Annotated in this window: 21 protein-coding genes; 3 read left to right on the top strand and 18 right to left on the bottom strand. The window is 66.2% G+C overall.

Annotation, left to right across the window (positions count from 1 at the left end; genetic code table 11):
* Positions 1–54: 54 nt before the first annotated feature.
* Genes KW835_RS05840 through KW835_RS05850 form a run of 3 tightly spaced genes read right to left on the bottom strand, consistent with a single transcriptional unit; the run spans position 55 to position 1709 of the window.
* Positions 55–1272, bottom strand: a complete 1218-nt coding sequence (locus KW835_RS05840) for a multidrug effflux MFS transporter (RefSeq protein WP_218381355.1) — start codon at positions 1270–1272, stop codon at positions 55–57.
* Between the two features lie 12 nt (positions 1273–1284).
* A complete protein-coding gene (locus tag KW835_RS05845) occupies positions 1285–1551 on the bottom strand; it encodes a hypothetical protein (protein WP_218381356.1) in 267 nt (88 codons plus the stop codon).
* A complete protein-coding gene (locus KW835_RS05850; RefSeq protein WP_218381357.1) occupies positions 1548–1709 on the bottom strand; it encodes a hypothetical protein in 162 nt (53 codons plus the stop codon). The genes KW835_RS05845 and KW835_RS05850 overlap by 4 nt, the downstream gene beginning before the upstream one ends.
* 112 nt (positions 1710–1821) lie before the next feature.
* Between KW835_RS05850 and KW835_RS05855 the strand changes: the two genes are divergently transcribed.
* Together KW835_RS05855 and KW835_RS05860 are read left to right on the top strand one after the other, a co-directional pair.
* The gene (locus KW835_RS05855) at positions 1822–2253 is read left to right on the top strand and encodes a GNAT family N-acetyltransferase (protein WP_218381358.1); all 432 of its coding nucleotides are present in this window, start codon (positions 1822–1824) and stop codon (positions 2251–2253) included.
* A 134-nt stretch (positions 2254–2387) separates the two neighbouring features.
* A complete protein-coding gene (locus tag KW835_RS05860) occupies positions 2388–2702 on the top strand; it encodes a hypothetical protein (protein WP_218381359.1) in 315 nt (104 codons plus the stop codon).
* Between the two features lie 262 nt (positions 2703–2964).
* On the opposite strand, the gene KW835_RS05865 is transcribed toward KW835_RS05860, so the two are convergent.
* From KW835_RS05865 to KW835_RS05885, 5 genes are all read right to left on the bottom strand, one after another.
* Complete coding sequence (locus KW835_RS05865) at positions 2965–4056, bottom strand: diguanylate cyclase (RefSeq protein ID WP_218381360.1); 1092 nt, start codon at positions 4054–4056, stop codon at positions 2965–2967.
* Positions 4057–4243: 187 nt separating this feature from the next.
* A complete protein-coding gene (locus tag KW835_RS05870) occupies positions 4244–5524 on the bottom strand; it encodes a TRAP transporter large permease (protein WP_218381361.1) in 1281 nt (426 codons plus the stop codon).
* Positions 5521–6099, bottom strand: coding sequence for a TRAP transporter small permease (locus KW835_RS05875; protein WP_218381362.1), 579 nt, complete (start codon positions 6097–6099; stop codon positions 5521–5523). The genes KW835_RS05870 and KW835_RS05875 overlap by 4 nt, the downstream gene beginning before the upstream one ends.
* A gap of 190 nt (positions 6100–6289) precedes the next feature.
* Complete coding sequence (locus KW835_RS05880; protein WP_218381364.1) at positions 6290–6739, bottom strand: type II 3-dehydroquinate dehydratase; 450 nt, start codon at positions 6737–6739, stop codon at positions 6290–6292.
* A 19-nt stretch (positions 6740–6758) separates the two neighbouring features.
* Entirely contained in the window at positions 6759–7760 is a 1002-nt protein-coding gene (locus KW835_RS05885; RefSeq protein WP_218381365.1) for a TRAP transporter substrate-binding protein, read from the bottom strand.
* Between the two features lie 194 nt (positions 7761–7954).
* Here KW835_RS05885 and KW835_RS05890 point away from each other — a divergent pair, with 194 nt between their 5' ends.
* Positions 7955–8740 (top strand): IclR family transcriptional regulator, encoded by a 786-nt coding sequence (locus tag KW835_RS05890; RefSeq protein ID WP_218381366.1) that lies wholly within the window; start codon positions 7955–7957, stop codon positions 8738–8740.
* 201 nt (positions 8741–8941) lie between these two features.
* Here KW835_RS05890 and KW835_RS05895 read toward each other — a convergent pair whose 3' ends face one another.
* From KW835_RS05895 to KW835_RS05940, 10 genes are all read right to left on the bottom strand, one after another.
* Entirely contained in the window at positions 8942–9541 is a 600-nt protein-coding gene (locus KW835_RS05895; protein ID WP_218381367.1) for a methylated-DNA--[protein]-cysteine S-methyltransferase, read from the bottom strand.
* Positions 9542–9607: 66 nt separating this feature from the next.
* Positions 9608–10516, bottom strand: a complete 909-nt coding sequence (locus tag KW835_RS05900) for an SDR family oxidoreductase (protein WP_218381369.1) — start codon at positions 10514–10516, stop codon at positions 9608–9610.
* 206 nt (positions 10517–10722) lie between these two features.
* Positions 10723–11658, bottom strand: a complete 936-nt coding sequence (locus tag KW835_RS05905) for a glutathione S-transferase family protein (protein WP_218381370.1) — start codon at positions 11656–11658, stop codon at positions 10723–10725.
* 24 nt (positions 11659–11682) lie between these two features.
* Entirely contained in the window at positions 11683–13368 is a 1686-nt protein-coding gene (locus KW835_RS05910; RefSeq protein ID WP_218381372.1) for an acyl-CoA dehydrogenase family protein, read from the bottom strand.
* Positions 13365–13817, bottom strand: a complete 453-nt coding sequence (locus tag KW835_RS05915; RefSeq protein ID WP_218381373.1) for a GNAT family N-acetyltransferase — start codon at positions 13815–13817, stop codon at positions 13365–13367. The genes KW835_RS05910 and KW835_RS05915 overlap by 4 nt, the downstream gene beginning before the upstream one ends.
* Entirely contained in the window at positions 13817–14833 is a 1017-nt protein-coding gene (locus KW835_RS05920; protein ID WP_218381375.1) for an NADP-dependent oxidoreductase, read from the bottom strand. Before KW835_RS05920 ends, KW835_RS05915 begins: the two co-directional genes overlap by 1 nt.
* A 95-nt stretch (positions 14834–14928) precedes the next feature.
* Entirely contained in the window at positions 14929–15360 is a 432-nt protein-coding gene (locus KW835_RS05925) for a PaaI family thioesterase (RefSeq protein WP_218381376.1), read from the bottom strand.
* Between the two features lie 138 nt (positions 15361–15498).
* Complete coding sequence (locus tag KW835_RS05930) at positions 15499–16290, bottom strand: SDR family oxidoreductase (protein WP_218381377.1); 792 nt, start codon at positions 16288–16290, stop codon at positions 15499–15501.
* Positions 16291–16465: 175 nt separating this feature from the next.
* Positions 16466–16675, bottom strand: a complete 210-nt coding sequence (locus KW835_RS05935) for a hypothetical protein (RefSeq protein WP_218381378.1) — start codon at positions 16673–16675, stop codon at positions 16466–16468.
* Positions 16676–16677: 2 nt separating this feature from the next.
* Positions 16678–18531 (bottom strand): acyl-CoA dehydrogenase, encoded by a 1854-nt coding sequence (locus KW835_RS05940; protein ID WP_218381379.1) that lies wholly within the window; start codon positions 18529–18531, stop codon positions 16678–16680.
* Between the last annotated feature and the right edge of the window lie 5 nt (positions 18532–18536).

Here is an 18536-nt window from a genome sequence, read left to right on the forward strand (position 1 = left end):
TGTTGGAAAAGCGTTGTCAGCTATCTTATCAATAGCACGCCCATGGACCACGGGCTACAAGGCCTGGCCTTGCGCTTCGGAGCGAGGGGCCCGAGGGCGGCCCAGCGTGAGCCAGGTGAGCAGCAGGCCCATCAGCGCGCCACTGGCCATGCCCACCACCATCGGCAGTGGCTTGCCCGTGGCGAACAGGCCCACCACGCCCATGGCCACGGCACCGATCAGCATCTGCAGCGTGCCCAGCAAGGCCGACGCGGTACCGGCAATGGCGCCATGCTCTTCCAGCGCCAGCACCGACGTGGTCGGAATCACCAGCCCCATCAGCGCGCTGGCGATGAAGTACAGGCCCAGCAGCACGGCCAGCTGGTCGCCGCCAGCCAGGTAATACGACAGCATGGCCACCATGACCGCGCCCGCCCCAGTGACCGCCGCCTTCACCGTGGGCACCAGGCCGAATCTGCGGCCCAGCTGCGCGTTGAACTGCGCCGCCGCAAAAAAGGCCGCCGCGTTGACCGAGAACGCCAGGCTGTACTGAACGGGCGTGAGGCCGTAGTGGTTGATCAGCACGAAGGGCGAGCCCGCCAGGTACACGAAGAAGCCCGCCATCGAACACCCGCCGATGAACACCAGGCCCAGGTAGTGCCAATCGCGCAGCAGCAGCGCATAGCCCGACAGCGCACTGCCCAGGCTGCTGTCCAGCCGGTCGGCCGCGGGCCGCGTTTCCTGCAGGCCCTGGGACACCAGCACCAGCCCTGCCACTGCCGCCACAGCCACTGCCCAGAACACGCCGCGCCACCCCGTCACGGCGATCACGCCACTGCCGGCCAGCGGCGCCAGCAGGGGCGAAATGCTGAACACCAGCATCAGCAGCGACATCAGGCGCGCGGCTTCAGTGCCGGTGTGCAGGTCGCGCACCACGGCGCGCGGGATCGCCATGCCCGCCGCTGCGCCCAGCCCCTGCACGAAGCGCAGGGCCACCAGGGTTTCGATGTCGGTGGCCAATGCACAGCCCACGCTGGCCAGGGTGAAGAGCAGCAGCCCGGCATACAGCGGCGGCTTGCGCCCCACCATGTCGGAGATAGGACCGTAGAACAGCTGGCCCACGCCCAGCGAGACGAAGAAGGCCGTGAGGCTCCACTGCACGGCAGACACATCGGCCCCCAGGCTGGCGCCGATTTCCGGCAGTGCCGGCAGGTACATGTCGATGGCGAAAGGGCCGATGGCCGAGAGCAGGCCCAGGATCAGGGCCATCTTGAAGAAACGGGTAGTCTGCATAGTCGGCCATTGTCACCAGTTTGGTGCGCGGCTGCGGGAAAACCCGGAATGGCCTTGGCCGGCGACATTGCGGACATTGATTGCCAGGCGGTTGGTCGCAGCACGCGGCTGCACTTCAGTTGTCGGCCAGAAGCGAACGTTGCGCAAATTCAAACCGGCTGGGTGTCCGGCATGACGGATTCGCTGTCGAACACAGAGGCGCCGCTCGAATGGGTAGACGATGCGGGACCCTATCGCGTGATCTCGAAGGCCCTCACCGCTGCCAACGTCGATCTTCAAGCCGTGCGGTCCTTCACGAGGGGTTGCGTGGCTTTGCCCATACCAGTTTTGTAGCGCTCGACGGAGGTACACGCCATGCTGAGCATGGGCGCCTTTACGTCGTTGATGGGGACGGCAAGAGCATTGGAGAAGGACTGCACGAGAGCTTCGTAGATCATCTACTAGACTCAGGGCGCCTCGCATGAGGCACGCACTGCACTTCCCGGACGGTCCCCAGCGCTCCAAGGGCATCGGGCTGAATCCGGCTACAAGCGGACATTGGAGTCACAAATGCCACTCGAATGGAAACACTCCACCGAGGGAGTCGATTGGGAAGAGCTTTCTGCCCTCTATCGGGCAGCCCCACTAGGCGAGAAGCCGCCGCTTCATCTGCAGAGAGTCTTCTCCAACAGCATGTTCACGTGCTTCGTCTACCAGAATGCGAAGCTTGTGGCGGCGGGGCGCGCGCTCGCTGATGGCGGAGATTGCTCGTACATATGCGACGTTGCCGTACTGCCCAGCCATCAAGGCACAGGCCTCGGCAAACAGGTTGTCAGTGACTTGGTGGAAATGTCATCCGGCCACAAGAAAATCATCTTGTATGCGGTCCCTGGCAAAGAGCCGTTCTACAGAAAGTTCGGCTTCATGCGAATGAAAACGGCTATGGCCATCTTTAAGAATCAGCAGCAGCAGGTGGAGGGGGGCTACCTTAGTGAAACCTAATCCTTCAATCAGGCTGCCGCGTGGCGTAACCCATCCATCAGGCTGACGGCCTTCGGCTCCACGCCACCAACTGCTGTTGGCCGACAGCAGAAAGCAGGCCTAGTTTCATATTCAGCACAGCATTTCTACAGACCATGACCAAAATTGTTGACATCAACTCCCGGCACCCGTTGGTCGGAACTTGGAAGTGCTGTGACGGCTTCTCGGATATCGAGATCCGGATCGATTTCCTTGACGGAAAACCGCATGTTTCTGTATCAGACAAGTTTGACGGAGAGATTCCAGAAGTGTCTGACATGCGCTGGAATCAGGAGCAGGATCGATTGAGCTTTTCGACCTTCTGGTCATCAGGTAGGGTTGTGAAATACCAATTCATACCTTCACCAAAAAGCGGTCGCGCAGGCGTAACTTTCTCATATGTCGATCAAGAAATATGGGAGAAGATCTAGAGTTGAGTAAGCAGCTTCTTGCAAGCCTCGTTTACCACCTGACGGGACTTTGAGTTGCCTCTGTTCCAGGCCTCCTTTGTCCGCTCTGGTCGATTTCAGTCATCGTTCCAGCGCTGGCGTTTCCATTAACTCAAGACTCACGCTCCCTCAAAAGCGCAATGAGCGCGATGAGCACAATTCCCGCAGACAAATCTACCCTGCGCACGTAGCGAAAATTCATAGTCGCACCCAAACGCGCCAGTGCAACGACTGACGGCATCGCCTACGGTTCAATGCCGCCACTCCCCCGCCCCTCGCCCTGCACCTGTGCCAGTTCGATCCTGTGGCGCCCACCCTGTTTGGCGCGGTACATGGCGCGGTCGGCCTGGCGCACCAGCTCTTCGGGCAGCTGGTCGCGCTGCGGATGCAGGCTGGCCACGCCGAAGCTCACGGTGACGATGCCGTGCGGCGAGCCTTCATGCGGCAACGCCAGCTGGACGATGGCCTGCTGGATGTGGCGCGCTACGTCGGCAGCGGCCTCGAGGTCCGATCCCGGCAGCAGCACCACGAACTCCTCGCCGCCGAAACGCGCGGCCACGTCGCCCTCGCGCCGCGCACCCGTCTGCGCCAGCGTGAGGGCAAGGGCCTGCAGGCAGGCGTCGCCCGCCAGGTGGCCGTAGTGGTCGTTGAAATGCTTGAACACGTCCACGTCCAGCATGATGAGCGCCAGCGGCGCGCGGGCCCGCTGCGCACGCGCCCACTCGCGCGCCAGGGCCTCGTCAAAGTGGCGGCGGTTGGCAATGCCGGTGAGGCCGTCGGTATTGCTCAACAGCTCCAGGCGGCGGTTGGCCTGCGCCAGGGCCTCGGTGCGCTCATCCACCAGCGCCTGCAGCTCGCGGTTGCGCTGGCGCAGGTCTTCGATGGGGTACACCTCGCTGCCGTGGGCTTTGCCGAAGGGGATGGAGACGCTCACGTGGGCGATCTTCCAGTCGCCCTCGCCCCTGTCTGCGCCCAGCCCTTCGGTTGCGGGCTCGCGCCGAAACAGAACCACCTTGCGGGCCGTCTCGCGGGCGAACAGCGCGTCAGGGATGGGCAGGTGGATGTGAAAGAAGGCGTTGGCTGCCAGCAGGTCGGGGCCCAGGTCCTGCACGAACAGGTCCACCATGTCGATGCCGATGCGCGTGGGCACCTGCGCGAAGTCCTGCTGGGTCACCTCGATCCATTCCGCCCGGGTCTTGAGCAGCTTGTCGCTGCTGCCCGAAAAGCCGCTGAAGTTGTCGCTGAAGCGCGCCAGCAACCGCCCATCGCGCGCGGCATACATCTCGATGTATTCCTCGAAGAGCATGCGGGCTAGGCGCTCGCGGTCTGGTGGCATGCAGCGGGTCCTTGTCTGGGGGTGAAGGGGCACCGCGCCAGTGGCCGCAGTGCACTGGCATCGGCAAGAGGTGCGTTGCAAGGTGCTTTTGAATGTAACACCCGCCTTGCCCTCACAACTACCCCCGGCTTACCCTGCCAGCCGCACTATTGCGCCCCCCGTCAGCACCGCGCGCCCATCCGGGCCTTCAGCCATGGAACCACTTCGCGGGCCCCGTCACCAGCCAGGGGAAGACCACCATCAGGAACATGATGGCGAACTCCGCAGCCATGAAAGGCACCACACCCCGGGTCACGTCGTCCATCGACATTCTGCCCACCCCGGCCACGACGTTGAGCACCGTGCCCACGGGCGGCGTGACCAGGCCGATGGAGTTGTTGATGATGAACATCACGCCGAAGTAGACCGGATCGATCCCCGCCGCAGTGATCACCGGCATCAGCACAGGCGTGAGGATCAGGATGGTTGGCGTCATGTCCATGGCGGTGCCCACCAGCATCACCAGCACCATGATGGCCGCCATCAGCAGGATCTTGTTGTCCATGAAGGGCTGCAGCAGGCCCACCACCTTGGACGGCAGATCGGCCACGGTGATGAGCCAGGCGCTCACCATGGCGGCGGCGATGAGGAACATCACGATGGCGCTGGTCTTGGCCGCCGCGACGAAGATGCCGTACAGGTCGCGCCAGGTGATCTCGCGGTAGATGACGGCCGACACAAACAGCGCGTACACCGCCGCCACCACGGCCGCCTCGGTGGGCGTGAACACGCCCATGCGCAGGCCCACGAGGATGATCACCGGCAGCATCAGCGCCCACAGCGCCTTGCGCAGGGCCGTGAGGATCTCGCCCGCGGACTTGCGCGGCGGGGGCTCGATTTTTTCGCTGCGCACCAGCACGGCCCAGGTCAGCCACAGCGCTGCCCCGATCAGGATGCCCGGCACGATGGCCGCGAGAAACAGCTTGGAGATCGACACATTGGCAGCCACCCCGAAGATCACGAGGCCGATGCTCGGCGGAATCACCGGGCCGATGACGCCGGTGGCCGCGATCAGCCCGCCCGCCCGCGACTTGTCGTGCCCGGCCTTCACCATCATGGGCAGCAGCAGCGCGGTGAGCGCCGCCGCATCGGCCACGGCCGAGCCCGACAGCGCCGACAGCAGGCAGCCGGCCATGATGGTCACATAGCCCAGGCCGCCCTTCACATGGCCCACCAGGGCCAGCGCAAAGTTCACGATGCGGCGCGACAGGCCGCCCACGTTCATGATCTCGCCAGCGAGCATGAAGAACGGCACCGCCAGCAGCGGAAAGCTGTCGGCCCCGCTGATCAGGTTCTGCGCCAGGATCTGCGCGTCGAACAGATCCAGATGCCACATCAGCGCCACGCCGCTGGCCAGCAGCGAGAACGCGATCGGGATACCCATGGCCATGGCGAGCAGCAGCGCGCCGACAAAGACGAAGATGGTCATCGCGCGCCCTCCTTGCCGGGGGACGCATGGGTGGTGCCTGCCGAGCCCAGGATCTGCTGCAGCTGCACGGCCTCTTCGGACTCCTGCACCATCACCAGGTCCTCATCGGCGATCTGGCCGCGCAGCAGCCGGACCAGGTCGATGGCCAGGATCAGCGCCGCGCACACGGCGAACACCAGGCCCGCCGCATAGACGATGGCCATGGACGCGCCCGTGGTCGGCGCGGTCACGTCCCAGTTGATGCGCGCCTGCGCCAGGCTGCCTTGGAACAGCAGCCACACGATGTAGAGCATCACGACATGGCCCAGGGCCAGGCAGATCTTCTTGCCCATGGCCGGCAGGCGCTGCACCACCATATCCACCCCCAGGTGTCCATGCTCGCGCAGCGCGACGATGGCCCCGAGGAAGGTCATCCAGATGAAGAGCCAGCGCGACACTTCTTCCGACACGGTGATGCCCGAGTTGAAGCCATAGCGCAGCACCACGTTGCCGAACACCAGCACCACCATCAACGCAAGCATGGCGGCGATCACCGCCTCCAGGCCGCGACAGGCGCGGTCCATCCACCGATTCATGTTGTATGTCCTAAAAAACACCCCCTGAGGCGCTTCGCGCCTTCCCCCTCTCTCGTCTCGCTGCGCGAGTCGGGAGGGGGACGCCCCCAGTGCGGCGGGGCGGCCCTTGCACGGGGGCACTGGCTTGGGCTGCGTCAGTTTTGTACGTTGCGCGCAAGGCACAGCACAGTAAGTGCTGGCGGAACAGCGCTCAGGCGGGCTGCGCAGCCTCGCGCAGGCTCTCCACCAGCGAGCGCAGCGCCGCCAGGTAGGAATGCGGCCCGAAGCCCTGCACCGTGGCCTTGACGGCCGGCGAGATGATGGAGTGCGCACGCCAGGCCTCGCGGGCGGCGATGTTGGACATGTGCACTTCGATCACCGGGAATGGCATGGCCTTGATCGCGTCGTGCAGCGGCACGCCGTGCTGCGTAAGGCCCGCCGGGTTTACCAGCGCGCCCTGCGCGGCGTCGATGTGGTCGTGCAGGAAGTCGATGAGCGCGCCTTCGTGGTTGGACTGCACGATGGCGAGTTCTACCTGCAGTTCGGCTGCGAGCTTTTGAAGCCGCTCGTTGATCTGCGCCAGCGTGGTGGTGCCGTAGATGTGGGGTTCGCGGCGCCCGAACAGGTTGAGGTTCGGGCCGTGGAGGACGAGGATTTTCATGGGGTTCGGGGCTGCTCGATTACTTGCGGATGCGGGCGAGTTCGCTGTTGTAGAGCTTGACGATGGCCGGGTCGTAGGTGGCGGCGAACTTCTCGATCACGGGCTTGGCGATCTGCTGCATGCGGGCCAGCTCGGCCGGCGCGATCTCGTTGTAGGCCATGCCCTTGGCCTGCAGGTCGCCCACGGACCTTTGGGCGGCGGCGCGGCTTACCTGCCGCTGGTAGCCGCGTGCCTCGTTGGCGGCGTCGTGCATCATCTTTTGCTCGGCGGGGGTCAGCTGGTCCCAGAACTTCTTGCTCACCAGCACGATGTTGGCGGCGTACACGTGGTTGGTCGCGCTCACGTATTTCTGCACCTCGAACATCTTGTTGGACAGGATCACCGCGAAGGGGTTCTCCTGCCCGTCCACGGCCTTGGCCTCCAGCGCGCCATACAGTTCGGCAAACGGCATCGGCACCGGGTTGGCCTTGAAGGCCTTGAAGGTGTCCAGGAACACCGGGTTCGGGATCACGCGCAGCTTCAGGCCGTCGAAATCCTCCGGTTTGGCGATGGGACGCTTGCTGTTGGTCACGTTGCGAAAGCCCAGATCCCAGTAGCCCAGGGCCACCAGGCCCTTCTCGGGGAGCCGGGCGATGAGCGCCTGGCCCAGCGGGCCGTCCAGCAGCGCATCAGCCTGCTCGAAGCTGGTCACCGCGAACGGGAAGTCCACCAGCCCGAACTCCTTGACGATGCCTGCCAGCGAGGTGGTGGCCGGGGCCGACATCTGCTGCACGCCGCCCTGCAGGGCCGACTGCTGCTGCAGCTCGTTGCCCAGTTGCGAGGCCGGGTATTCCTGCACCTTGAGCTTGCCGCCACTCTTGGCCGCCAGCAGTTCGGCGAAGCGCTTGACGCCGAAGCTCACGGGGTGGTCCGCGTTGTTCAGGTGGCCGAAGCGGATCACGCGCTCCTGCTGGGCTGCGGCAGGCAGGACGAGCAACAAGGACAGGCCGGCGGTTGCCAGAAGGCGGGCAGTGTTTCTCACAAGGCATCTCCATCAAAAAAAGAGGCAGGGCTCGCCGCGAATCACCAGACCGGTATCCGCAGCTCTTGGGAGCGAATCGTAGAAAAAAGTGGAAAGTGTTTCCATGGTAGAAACCCTTTAACAATTTTTGGTACATTGCTGCCGAACCGATGCAGCGCTTGCAGGCGCCTGCACCACCCTCGAAAGTCCTTGTCATGAGCAGCATCCTCGAGCGCAGCTTCAAAGTCCTGGAGCACCTCGCGCCCCATCCCGAAGGCAAGGCGCTGTCCAGCCTCGCGTCCGAGCTGGACATGCCGCTGAGCGCCACGCACCGGCTGCTGGCCGAGCTGGTCCGCTGCGGCTATGTGCGCCAGGACCACAGCCAGGGCAACTACATGCTGACGATCAAGCTGGTGTCGCTGGGCCTGGGGTTCCTGAGTGCCAGCGGCATCGTGGACATCGCCCAGCCGCTGCTGGACCGGCTGGCCGCCGAGTCAGGCGAGCTGGTGCGCCTGGCCGTGGTGGACGGCAGCGAACTGACCTTCGTCGCCAAGGCGCAAGGGGCCGTGCGCGGTCTGCGCTACGACCCGGACATGGGTTTGTCGGTGAACCTGTCGTGCAGCTCGGCCGGCCATGCGTGGCTGTCCACCCTGAGCGATGAGGAAGCGCTGGCGCTGGTGTCCCAGCAGGGTTTCGGCAAGCCCGAGGACTACGGCCCGAACGCGCCCACCACCGTGAAGGCCCTGCTGGCCTACCTGAAGGCAGCGCGCGAGCGCGGCTTCAGCATGATCGTGGAGGTGTTCGCGCCCGCCATGACAGCCATGGCCGCCCCCATCCGCAGCAGCCACGACGGTGCGGTGATCGGCGTGGTCACCATCGCAGGGCCGCTGGTGCGCCTGACCGAGGAGCGCATGCTGGCGCTGGGCCCCGCCCTGCTGGCCACCACCGAAGAGCTGGCGATGGCCAGCAGCGGATCGGCGATGCTCAGAAAACGCGGGTAGGCACGGGTGAGGCCCCGGCGGTTGCAGCGGGCCTCACGCGGGGTTCGCGCTCAGGCATTCAATGCGCAAGGCCGTCCGGGCTGCGCCCTTCGACAAGCTCAGGACAGGCCCGTCGAAGCCTCGCGCGGCGCTTCGAGGGGCTCAGCGTGAACGGTTCGAAATTTCGGAAAGTGTTTGGGTGTCAGCAAGAGCCTGGGCCGCTCAAGAGCGTGGCGCGAACAGCGCCAGCGTGTGGTGCGCGAAAGCACCCTCGATGTCGAGCATGCGCATCTTCGTGGCGGCCCCGCCCCCGGCCGAGAAGCCGCCCGTGCGCCCATTCGCGGCCAGGATGCGGTGGCACGGCACCACCGGCGCAAACGGGTTGTGGCCCAGCGCCTGGCCCACGGCCCGGGCCGCGCCGGGCTCGCCCAGCGCGGCGGCCATTTCGCCATAGGTCATGGTCTTGCCCGGAGGGATGCGACGGGCCAGTGCGTACACGCGGGCGTTGAACGGCGGCACGCCTTCGGTGGCCAACGGTACATCCAGCAGATCGTCGTGCACGCCTTCCAGCGTGGCCGCCACGCGCGCGGCCCAGCCGCCCACGGCGGACGGCATGGCGCATTCGGACAATTGCGGAAACCGGCGCTGCATGCGGGCGCGTGTCGCGGCTTCGCCCGCATCCTCGGGCAGTTGCACACCCACCAGCAGCGCGCCCTGCCATGCGATGCCGCAGTGGCCGATGGTGGTGGCAAACAGCGCATAGCCGCAGGCGCTGCAAGCGCCGCCCTGCGGTGCGGCAGTGGCGTTGTGCTCTGCTGTCATTGCTATAAATTCAATAGCTATCAGCGCTTATACAGCAAGCGAAAAATGCCTTTCAGCGCTTGAACTTCAGCCCTCTGCCCTGAGCGCCGCGCGCAACTGCTCACCCACTTCGGGCTTGCCGGCAAACGGGTCGGTGGGGTTGCGGCCCAGCATGATGTCTTCCATGCGGGTCTGCACCGAGGCGATGGCCTTGGGGTGGCTGTAGATGTAGAACTGGCCCTGGGCCGCTGCGTCGAACACTTTCTGCGCCACTTCGGCCGCGGTCACCTTGCCGCTGCCCACGGCCTTGTCGCTCATGGCCTGGCCGATGAGCTGGCTCCTGGTGGGCTTGTCGGCGGGCATGTCGCCAGGCCGGTTGCGATGGCTCTGGGCGATACCGGTAGGCACGAAGAAGGGGCACAGCACGCTGGCCTTGATCTGGTCCGTCACCAGCGACAGATCCTGGTACAGCGTCTCCGACAGGCTGACCACCGCGTGCTTGCTCACGTTGTAGATGCCCATGTTGGGCGCGTCCACCAGGCCTGCCATGCTGGCGGTGTTGACGATGTGGCCGCGCCAGGCGGGGTCTGCCTTGGCGGCGGCCAGCATCATCGGCGTGAACAGGCGCACGCCGTGCACCACGCCCCAGAGGTTGACGCCCAGTACCCATTCCCAGTCCTTGACCGAGTTCTCCCACACCAGGCCGCCCGCGCCCACGCCGGCGTTGTTGAACACCAGGTGCGGCGCGCCGAAGCGCTGCTGCACGTCGGCCGCCAGTTGCTCCATCTGCGCGGCGTTGGAGACGTCGACCTTGCGCGCCAGCACCTGCGCACCCGCAGCCTGCATCTCCGCAGTGGCTGCGTCGAGCGCGTCCTGCTGAACATCCGCCAGCACCAGGTTCATGCCCAGGCGGGCGCCGATGCGCGCGCATTCGAGGCCGAAGCCCGAGCCTGCGCCAGTGAGGACGGCGGTCTTGCCGGCAAAGTTGTCGATCATGGTGGTGTCTCCTTGAAGTGGTGTGTGGTTTTGTGGTGGGTCGGTGACAGGGCATGGGCCGATGCATCTGTGCGGTCACCGGGTCATCCATCACCCCACCCGTTCGCCCTGAGCTTGTCGAAGGGTGTCCGCGAGGGTTGCCCTGGCTTCGACAGGCTCAGCCCGAACGGGTGTAGGTGTGGTTATGAGGCGGCGCGGCGCCGCCGTCAGGCATTCACGGCCCGCAGCACATACCCGATGCGCGGAAAGTGCACATGCACCGTGCCTGCGCGCGGGTCGGTGCGGCGCAGGGTGTAGCGGGTGCGGGTGGCAGCGATCAGCTCGCCCTCGGTCGGCTCGGTGCCAAAGCTCTCGGCGGCGATGGCGACCTGCGACCCCAGCGGAATGCCGTGCTCGTCCTGGAACATGTCGTCCATCAGCGGCAGCGGCTCAGCGCCCGCCGCCACGGTAATGGCGTCCTCAGCAGCGAACTTCTCCATGCGCCCATGGCCCAGGGCTGCGATGCGGTCCATCCATTCGGGCACCGCGGGCGTGGCTGCGAAGATGTCGGCCATCACCGGCACGCACTGGCGCGTGAACCACAGAGGGTGGTAGGCGGCGAAGTCCGCGAGGCACGGCTCGGCGCCGAACAGGAAGTCGTGCTCCTCGGCCATGTGTGCGATGCGGCGCAGGTACGAGCGGTAGGCGGCAGTGGCGTCTGCGGGGCGCAGGCGCTGCATGCCGGCGCTCATTTCGCGCCTGTCTTCGCTGAAGGCCTGGGCCACGGCGGGCGGCAGGTTGGCAAACATCGCCGATGCCCCCTTGGGCTGCAGGTTGTAGGCCATGGCCGCCCAGAACAGGCTGCTGTCGGCCCACTGCGCGAACACCCGGGCCACACCCTTCAGGTGCGGCGGGTACAGAACGGGCTCGGGCTGCTCGTGCTCCAGCACGTCGCAGATCAGGGCGGAGTCGCAGTAGATGTCGGCACCGATCTGCAGGAACGGCGTCTTGCGGTAGCCGCCCGTGAGCGCGACCACATCGGGCTTGGGCGCGATGCTGGGGATGATCACGGACTTCCAGGCCAGCTTCTTGAAGCCCAGCACCAGGCGGATCTTTTCGGAAAACGGCGAAGAGGGGTAGTGGTGCAGGATGAGATGGGACATCGGGATCTCCGCAAAAAAGGGGGGTCAGGCAGGCAGTGCCCGGCTCAACAGCAAATCGAAGTCGACGTTCGCACCCAGGGTGCCGAAGCTGTAGCCCCAGTCGCCGGCAAGGCGCGAATCGCAGAACGCCGCGAACACGCCGGCGGGTGCGCTCTGGTACAGCAGCGCGGCCTGCACGGCCAGGGCCACGTCCTGCGCCAGGCGTCGGGCCTCGGCCTCGGTGGTCATGGCGTCCACACGCAGGGGCAGCGCGCTGGCCAGGCGGTCGAGCGCCGGGTGGGCGCCGCGTGCGGGCGCGAGTTCGTCGGCCAGGGCTGCGGCGGTGTCGGCGCGGCGCACGGCGCGCAGCAGGTCCAGCGCCATGATGTTGCCGGCGCCTTCCCAGATGGAGTTGAGCGGCATCTCGCGGTAGATGCGGGCCATGGCGCCTTCACCGCCCTCTTCCACATAGCCGTTGCCGCCCAGGCATTCCATGGCCTCCTGCGCGAACACGCTGCCGCGCTTGCACACCCAGAACTTGGCCACGGGCGTGAGCAGGCGTGCCATGACGGCGTCGTGCTCGCTATGGGCCTTCTTGTCGAAGGCACTGGCCAGGCGGATGGACAGCGCGGTGGCCGCTTCGCTTTCCAGCGCCAGGTCGGCCAGCACATTGCGCATGAGGGGTTGCTCGATCAGCTTCTTGCCAAAGGCCGACCGCTGGCGCGTGTGGTGCAGCGCGATGGTCAGCGCCTGGCGCATGAGGCCGCTGGTGCCCAGGGCACAGTCCAGCCGCGTCATGGTGCCCATCTCCAGGATCTGCGCCACGCCCCGGCCTTCGTCGCCCACGCGCCAGGCGGTCGCGTCGATGAACTCCACCTCGGAGCTCGCGTTGGCGTGGTTGCCCAGCTTGTCCTTCAGGCGCTGGATGCGGATGGTGTTGAGCGTGCCCTCCTTCCCGCCGGGCAGCACGCGCGGCAGGAAGAAGCAGGTCAGCCCGCCCGGGGCCTGCGCCAGAACCAGGAAGGCATCGCACATGGGCGCCGAGAAGAACCACTTGTGGCCCGTCAGGCGGTAGCGCGGGCCCCAGGCGTCCTCGCCGTCAGGCACGGCCTGCGTGGTGTTGGCACGCACGTCGGAGCCGCCCTGCTTTTCGGTCATGCCCATGCCCATGGTGAGCGCGGATTTCTGCGAGAACAACGCCAGGCGCGGGTCGTATTGCGTGCTGGCCAGGCCCGCGCTCCAGTCGGCCCACACGGCGGTGTTGCCGCGCAGTGCTGGCGTGACCGCATAGCTCATGGAGACCGGGCACAGCACCGACGGCTCGGCCTCGGTGAAGAGCATGAAACCGGCTGCGCGCTCGGTGTGGGCGTGCGCCGCGGCGTCGCCGGTACGCGACCAGGGCGTGGCATGCAGCCCATGGCGCAGCGCGGCGCCGATGAGCGCGTGGTAGCTGGGGTGGAACTCCACCACGTCGGTGCGGTGGCCGAAACGGTCGTGCGTGCGCAGCTGCGGCTTGTGGGTGTTGGCCAGGCGCGCGTGGGTCTGCATCTCGGCCGAGCCCATCTCCGCGCCCAGGGCCGTGAGGCGGGCCAAGGGCAGCGCGGGGCTGTGCAGCCGCAGCGCATCCTGCAGCGGCTGGTTGGTGGTGAACAGGTTCACATCCGCCCAGGGCGTGCTCTGGTTGAACACGTCGTGGGTGCGGGCCAGGCTCGCAACAGGTGCAGTCGTCATGACGGGCTCCGCAGCATTTGGACGTGGGGGATGTCGTCTTCGAGATATTCGTCCGACACCGTGACAAAACCCAGGCTGCCGTAGAAGCGCTGCAGATGCGCCTGCGCGCTGATGCGAATCGCGTGGCCGGGCCACGCCTCGGTGCAGCGCGCGATGCCCTCCTGCATGAGCACGCGGCCCGTGCCATTGCCGCGCGCCTCCTTGGCGGTGACCACGCGGCCAATGGACGGCTCGGCGTAGTTCACGCCCGGGTCTGCCACGCGCAGGCAGGCTTGCAGCACGCCAGCGTCGTCGTAGCCCAGCAGGTGGTGCGACTTCTTGTCAGCGCCATCCGGGTCCTGATAGGGGCCCTGCTCCAGGATGAACACCTTGCAGCGCAGGGCCAGGGCGTCATGCAGCGCGTGCACGCCCAGGTCGTCGAAGCGGGCCCAGACCCAACGGAGCGACATCAGACCAGCTTGACCAGTTGCTTGCCGAAGTTCTTGCCCTTGAGCAGGCCGAGGAACGCTTCGGGTGCGGCGGCAATGCCATCCGCCACGGTCTCACGCGGGCGCAGCTTGCCGGTGCCGACCAGCGTGCCCAGCTCTTTGAGGGCCTCGGGCCAGACTTCCATGTGCTCGCTCACGATGAAGCCTTCGACCTTCATACGGTTGATGAGCATGAGCGCGGGGTTGGCCATGGGCAGCGGTGCACCGTCGTAGCCGGCGATCATTCCGCACAGGGCGATGCGGCTGAAGGCGTTCATGCGCAGCATCACGGCGTCCATGATCCAGCCGCCCACGTTCTCGAAGTAGCCATCGATGCCGTTCGGGCAGGCTTCCTTCAGCGCCTTGGACATGGCCTTGACGTCGCCGTGCTGCTTGTAGTCGATGCAGGCGTCAAAGCCCAGTTCCTCCATGGCGTACTTGCATTTTTCAGCACCACCGGCAATGCCCACCGTGCGGCAGCCGCGCGCCTTGGCCAGCGCGGCAAACGCGCTGCCCACGGCGCCGGTGGCGGCGCTCACCACCACGGTGTCGCCCTCCTTCGGCGCAATGATCTTCACCAGGCCGTACCAGGCCGTCACACCGGGCATGCCGACAGCGCCCAGGTAGTGCGACAGCGGCACATGGGCCGTGTCCACCTTGCGCAGCGCGCCGGGGGCATTGGCGTCGACCACGCTGTACTCCTGCCAGCCGCCCATGCCCACCACCTTGTCGCCCACGGCGTACTTGGGGTGGCGGCTCTCGGCCACCTCACCCACGGTGCCGCCGATCATGACCTCGCCCAGGCCTTGCGACGCCGCGTAGCTCTTGCTCTCGTTCATGCGGCCACGCATGTACGGGTCCAGGCTCAGGTAGTGGTGGCGCACCAGCACCTGGCCGTCCTGCAGCGCAGGCGTATCGGTGGCGACCAGCTTGAAGTTGCTGGCCACGGCCTCGCCCTGGGGACGGTTGTCGAGAACGATTTGCTGATTGCGTGGCATGGAAAACTCCTTGAACTATTTGCTACATTATTCATAGCTTTCATCGCTTACCCATCAAGCGATAGCAGCCATTTTTATTCAAATTTCCGGCAATCTCAATCGGTGGAGATCACCTTGAGCCCGTGGGTGCTGCGGCCGTCCACCGGCAGGCGCTTGACGTACTTGAAGGTGCCGGTGGCATGGCTGCAGACCTTGCCTTGCGCGTCGTACACCGTGCCTTCGGTGAAGGCCATGGTGGCGGTGCGGTGGATGAGCCGCCCCTTGGCCACCAGCGGGCCACGGGCGGGCTGCATGAAGCTGGTCTTCATCTCGATGGTGACAACACCCATGTCAGGCGTCTCGCTGCGCGCGGCCGTGGCCATGGTCACATCCAGCAGCGTCATCGACGCGCCGCCGTGGGTCACGTCGAACGAATTCAGGTGCTCGGGCCTGGCTTCGTAGCGCAACTCGGATTCACCCTTCTCCATGCGGTGCAGGGTAAAGCCAAGGTGGCTGACAAAGGGGATCTCGACACCAAATTTCAGCACGGGCAACTCCAGGTTTTGTAGGGAGGCAAAAGCATACGCCTTCGCCTGCCACAGCGGCACAACCCCGGGCATGGCGAGGACATCAAGTCCACCGCCAGCACCAGCCTGCACGCCGCGCAGGCGTGCAGCCGGGGGCCATCAGCCCCCGGTGACGATGCTCACGCCGCCGTCCACCGCCAGCCACTGGCCGGTGATGTGCTTGCCCGCGTCCGACGCATACAGCGCGCAAAGGCCTTTCAGGTCCTCGTCGTCGCCCAGGCGGCCCAGCGGCGCGTGCGCGGCCAGGGCTTCCTCGCCCATGGCCTTCAGGGTACCCACCGTCATCTTGCTCGGGAAGAAGCCCGGGCAGATGGCATTGACGCGGATGTTGTACTTGCCCCATTCAGCGGCCAACGCGCGGGTGAAGTTGATCACCGCGCCCTTGGATGTGTTGTAGGCGATGGTGTTCATGCCCTTGGGGTTGCCGCCCAGGCCCGCGATGGACGCCACGTTGATGATGCTGCCGCTGCGGCGCGCGATCATGCTGTGCTTGGCGATGTGCTGGCTCAGGATGAAATAGCCGCGCACGTTCAGGTTCATCACCTTGTCCCACGCGTCCACGGGGTGGTCTTCGGCGGGGGCGCCCCAGGCGGCGCCAGCGTTGTTCACCAGGATGTCCACGTGGCCCAGGCGCTCCAGGGTTTCATCGGCCAGGCGGCGGATGTCGGCCTCGTTGGCGCAGTCGGCGGCGATCCAGCGGGCGTCGATGCCGGCGGCCTGCAGGTCGGCGGCGGCTTCTTCCAGGTCGGACGCCTTGCGCGAGCTGAGCACGATCTTGGCGCCCGCCTCGCCCAGCGAGTGGGCCAGTTGCAGGCCCAGGCCGCGCGAGCCGCCAGTCACGAGGGCCGTCTTGCCGGTCAGGTCAAACAGTTGCTGGATGGTGCGGGTCATGGGTTGTGTCTCCTTGGGTTATCGATCAGTGATCAGCGGTGAGGGGCCGTAGAGGCTGCCGCGCAGGGCGCGCAACCGTCGGCAGCGAACAGGGGCAACGCGATGATTGTGCGACGCAACGCGACTATTGCGTACCACAGGGTGTCGCGCTGGTGTCGCGCGCCCGGCAGGGCGTTCACGGCGCGGAGTCCGCCCGCAAACGCGAGCGCACGCCGATCAGCACCAGCCCCGCCACCGCTGCCAGCCCACCCACGGCAGCGAGGCTCCAGCCCAGCGCGTCGTCGGTGCGGGCCGTCGCAATGCCCACGGTGAGCGTGAGCAGGCCGCCATAGATCAGCGCCCAGATGAGTTGGTGCAGGCGCTGCAGAGTGCGTGGCGCGGCCATGGTCAGAACGCGTCTTCCGGAAAGCTCGCGCAGGTCGCATCGCGCGTGCTCACCACCTGCAGCCAGGCGCCGATTTTCGGCAGCTCGTAATGGAAGAAGTAGCGCATGGCGCCCATGCGGCCCACGCTCGCGGGGCGCGTGAGGTCGGCATCCTGGGCCAGCGTGGCCAGGGCCAGGTCCAGCCACATCCAGGCCAGCACCGTGTGGCCAAAGGCCTGCATGTAGGGCACGGCATTGGCCAGCGCGTCGGCCGGCTGGCCCGTGGCCCAGGCAGCCTTGGTGGCGGCGCCCACCTGCTGCAGGGCGGCACCCAGCGCATTGGCATGCGCGGCCAGCGCGGGCACCTGGATCGCGCGCTCGATGGTGGCGTTGATGCGCCCGGCCAGCAGTGTGAGGCCACGCCCGCCTTCCATCAGCACCTTGCGGCCCAGCAGGTCCATGGCCTGGATGCCGTGGGTGCCTTCATGGATCATGTTCAGGCGGTTGTCGCGCCAGTACTGCTCCACCGGAAAGTCGCGCGTGTAGCCGTAGCCGCCGTGGATCTGGATGGCCAGCGAGTTGGCTTCCAGGCAGAACTCGCTGGGCCAGCTCTTGGCGATGGGCGTGAGCACTTCGAGCAGCAACCGCGCTTCGTCGGCCGAGGCCGTGTCACCGGTGTGCTGCTCGTCCACCAGCTTCGCGCAGAACAGGTTGAGCGCCAGCGCCCCTTCTCCGTACGACTTCTGGGCCAGCAGCATGCGCTTGACGTCGGCGTGCTCGATGATGCGCACCTGAGGCTGGGCTGCATCCTTGACCACCGCTGCGGCGCCATCCTTCGGGCCTTGCACCGGGCGGCCCTGAGGCCGGTTCTTCGCGTAGTCCAGGCTGGCGTAGTAACCCGCCAGGCCGAGCATGGTGGCGGCCATGCCAATGCCGATGCGGGCCTCGTTCATCATGTGGAACATGCAGGCCAGGCCCTTGCCCGGCTGGCCCACCAGGTAGCCCACGGCACCGGCCTGCCCGCCCACCGGGAACTTGCCTTCGCCAAAATTGAGCAGCGTGTTCGTGGTGCCGCGCCAGCCGAGCTTGTGGTTCAGGCCCGCCAGCGCCACGTCGTTGCGCTCGCCGGTCAGTTGGCCCTGTGCATCGACCATTTTCTTGGGCACGATGAACAGCGAGATGCCGCGCGTGCCCGGCACCAGCTTGCCGTCCGGCCCCGGGATCTTGGCCAGCACCAGGTGCACGATATTCTCGGTCAGCTCATGGTCGCCCGAGCTGATCCACATCTTGTTGCCCGTCAGGCGGTAGCGCGGGCCCAGCGGGTCGGATTCGAAGTCGGCACCATCGGGCACGGCGCGCGTGGCCACGTCCGACAGGGACGAGCCCGCCTGCGGCTCGGACAAACACATGGTGCCCGACCAGCGGCCGTTGAATTCATTGAGCGCGAACACCTCTTTCTGCAGCGCCGTGCCGTGCGCCATCAGCAGGTTTGCATTGCCCGAGGTGAGCAGGTTGGAGCCGATGCTGATCGACGCCACCGCGAAGAAGCTGTTGGCCGCGGCCTCCACGGCATAGGGCAGCTGCATGCCGCCGATCTCATAGTCCTGCGCGGCCGACAGCAGGCCCGATTCCGCGTAGGCCTTGCGGGCCTCGTAGGTGGCCTGGGGCAAGATGACCTTCTCGCCATCGAAGTGCGGCTCTTCGGTATCGACCGTGCGGTTGAACGGCGCGTACTTCTCGCGCGCGATGCGCTCGCAGGTGTCCAGCACCGCGTCGAAGGTCTCGCGCGAATGGTCGGCGAAGCGCTCGCGGGCCGAGAGGCTCTCTGCGGAGAGCCAGTCGTAGAGCAGGAAGTCGAGGGTGGAACGCAGGGTCATGAGGT

Source organism: Acidovorax sp. sic0104 (genome assembly GCF_019219095.1).
GTDB lineage: Bacteria > Pseudomonadota > Gammaproteobacteria > Burkholderiales > Burkholderiaceae_C > Acidovorax.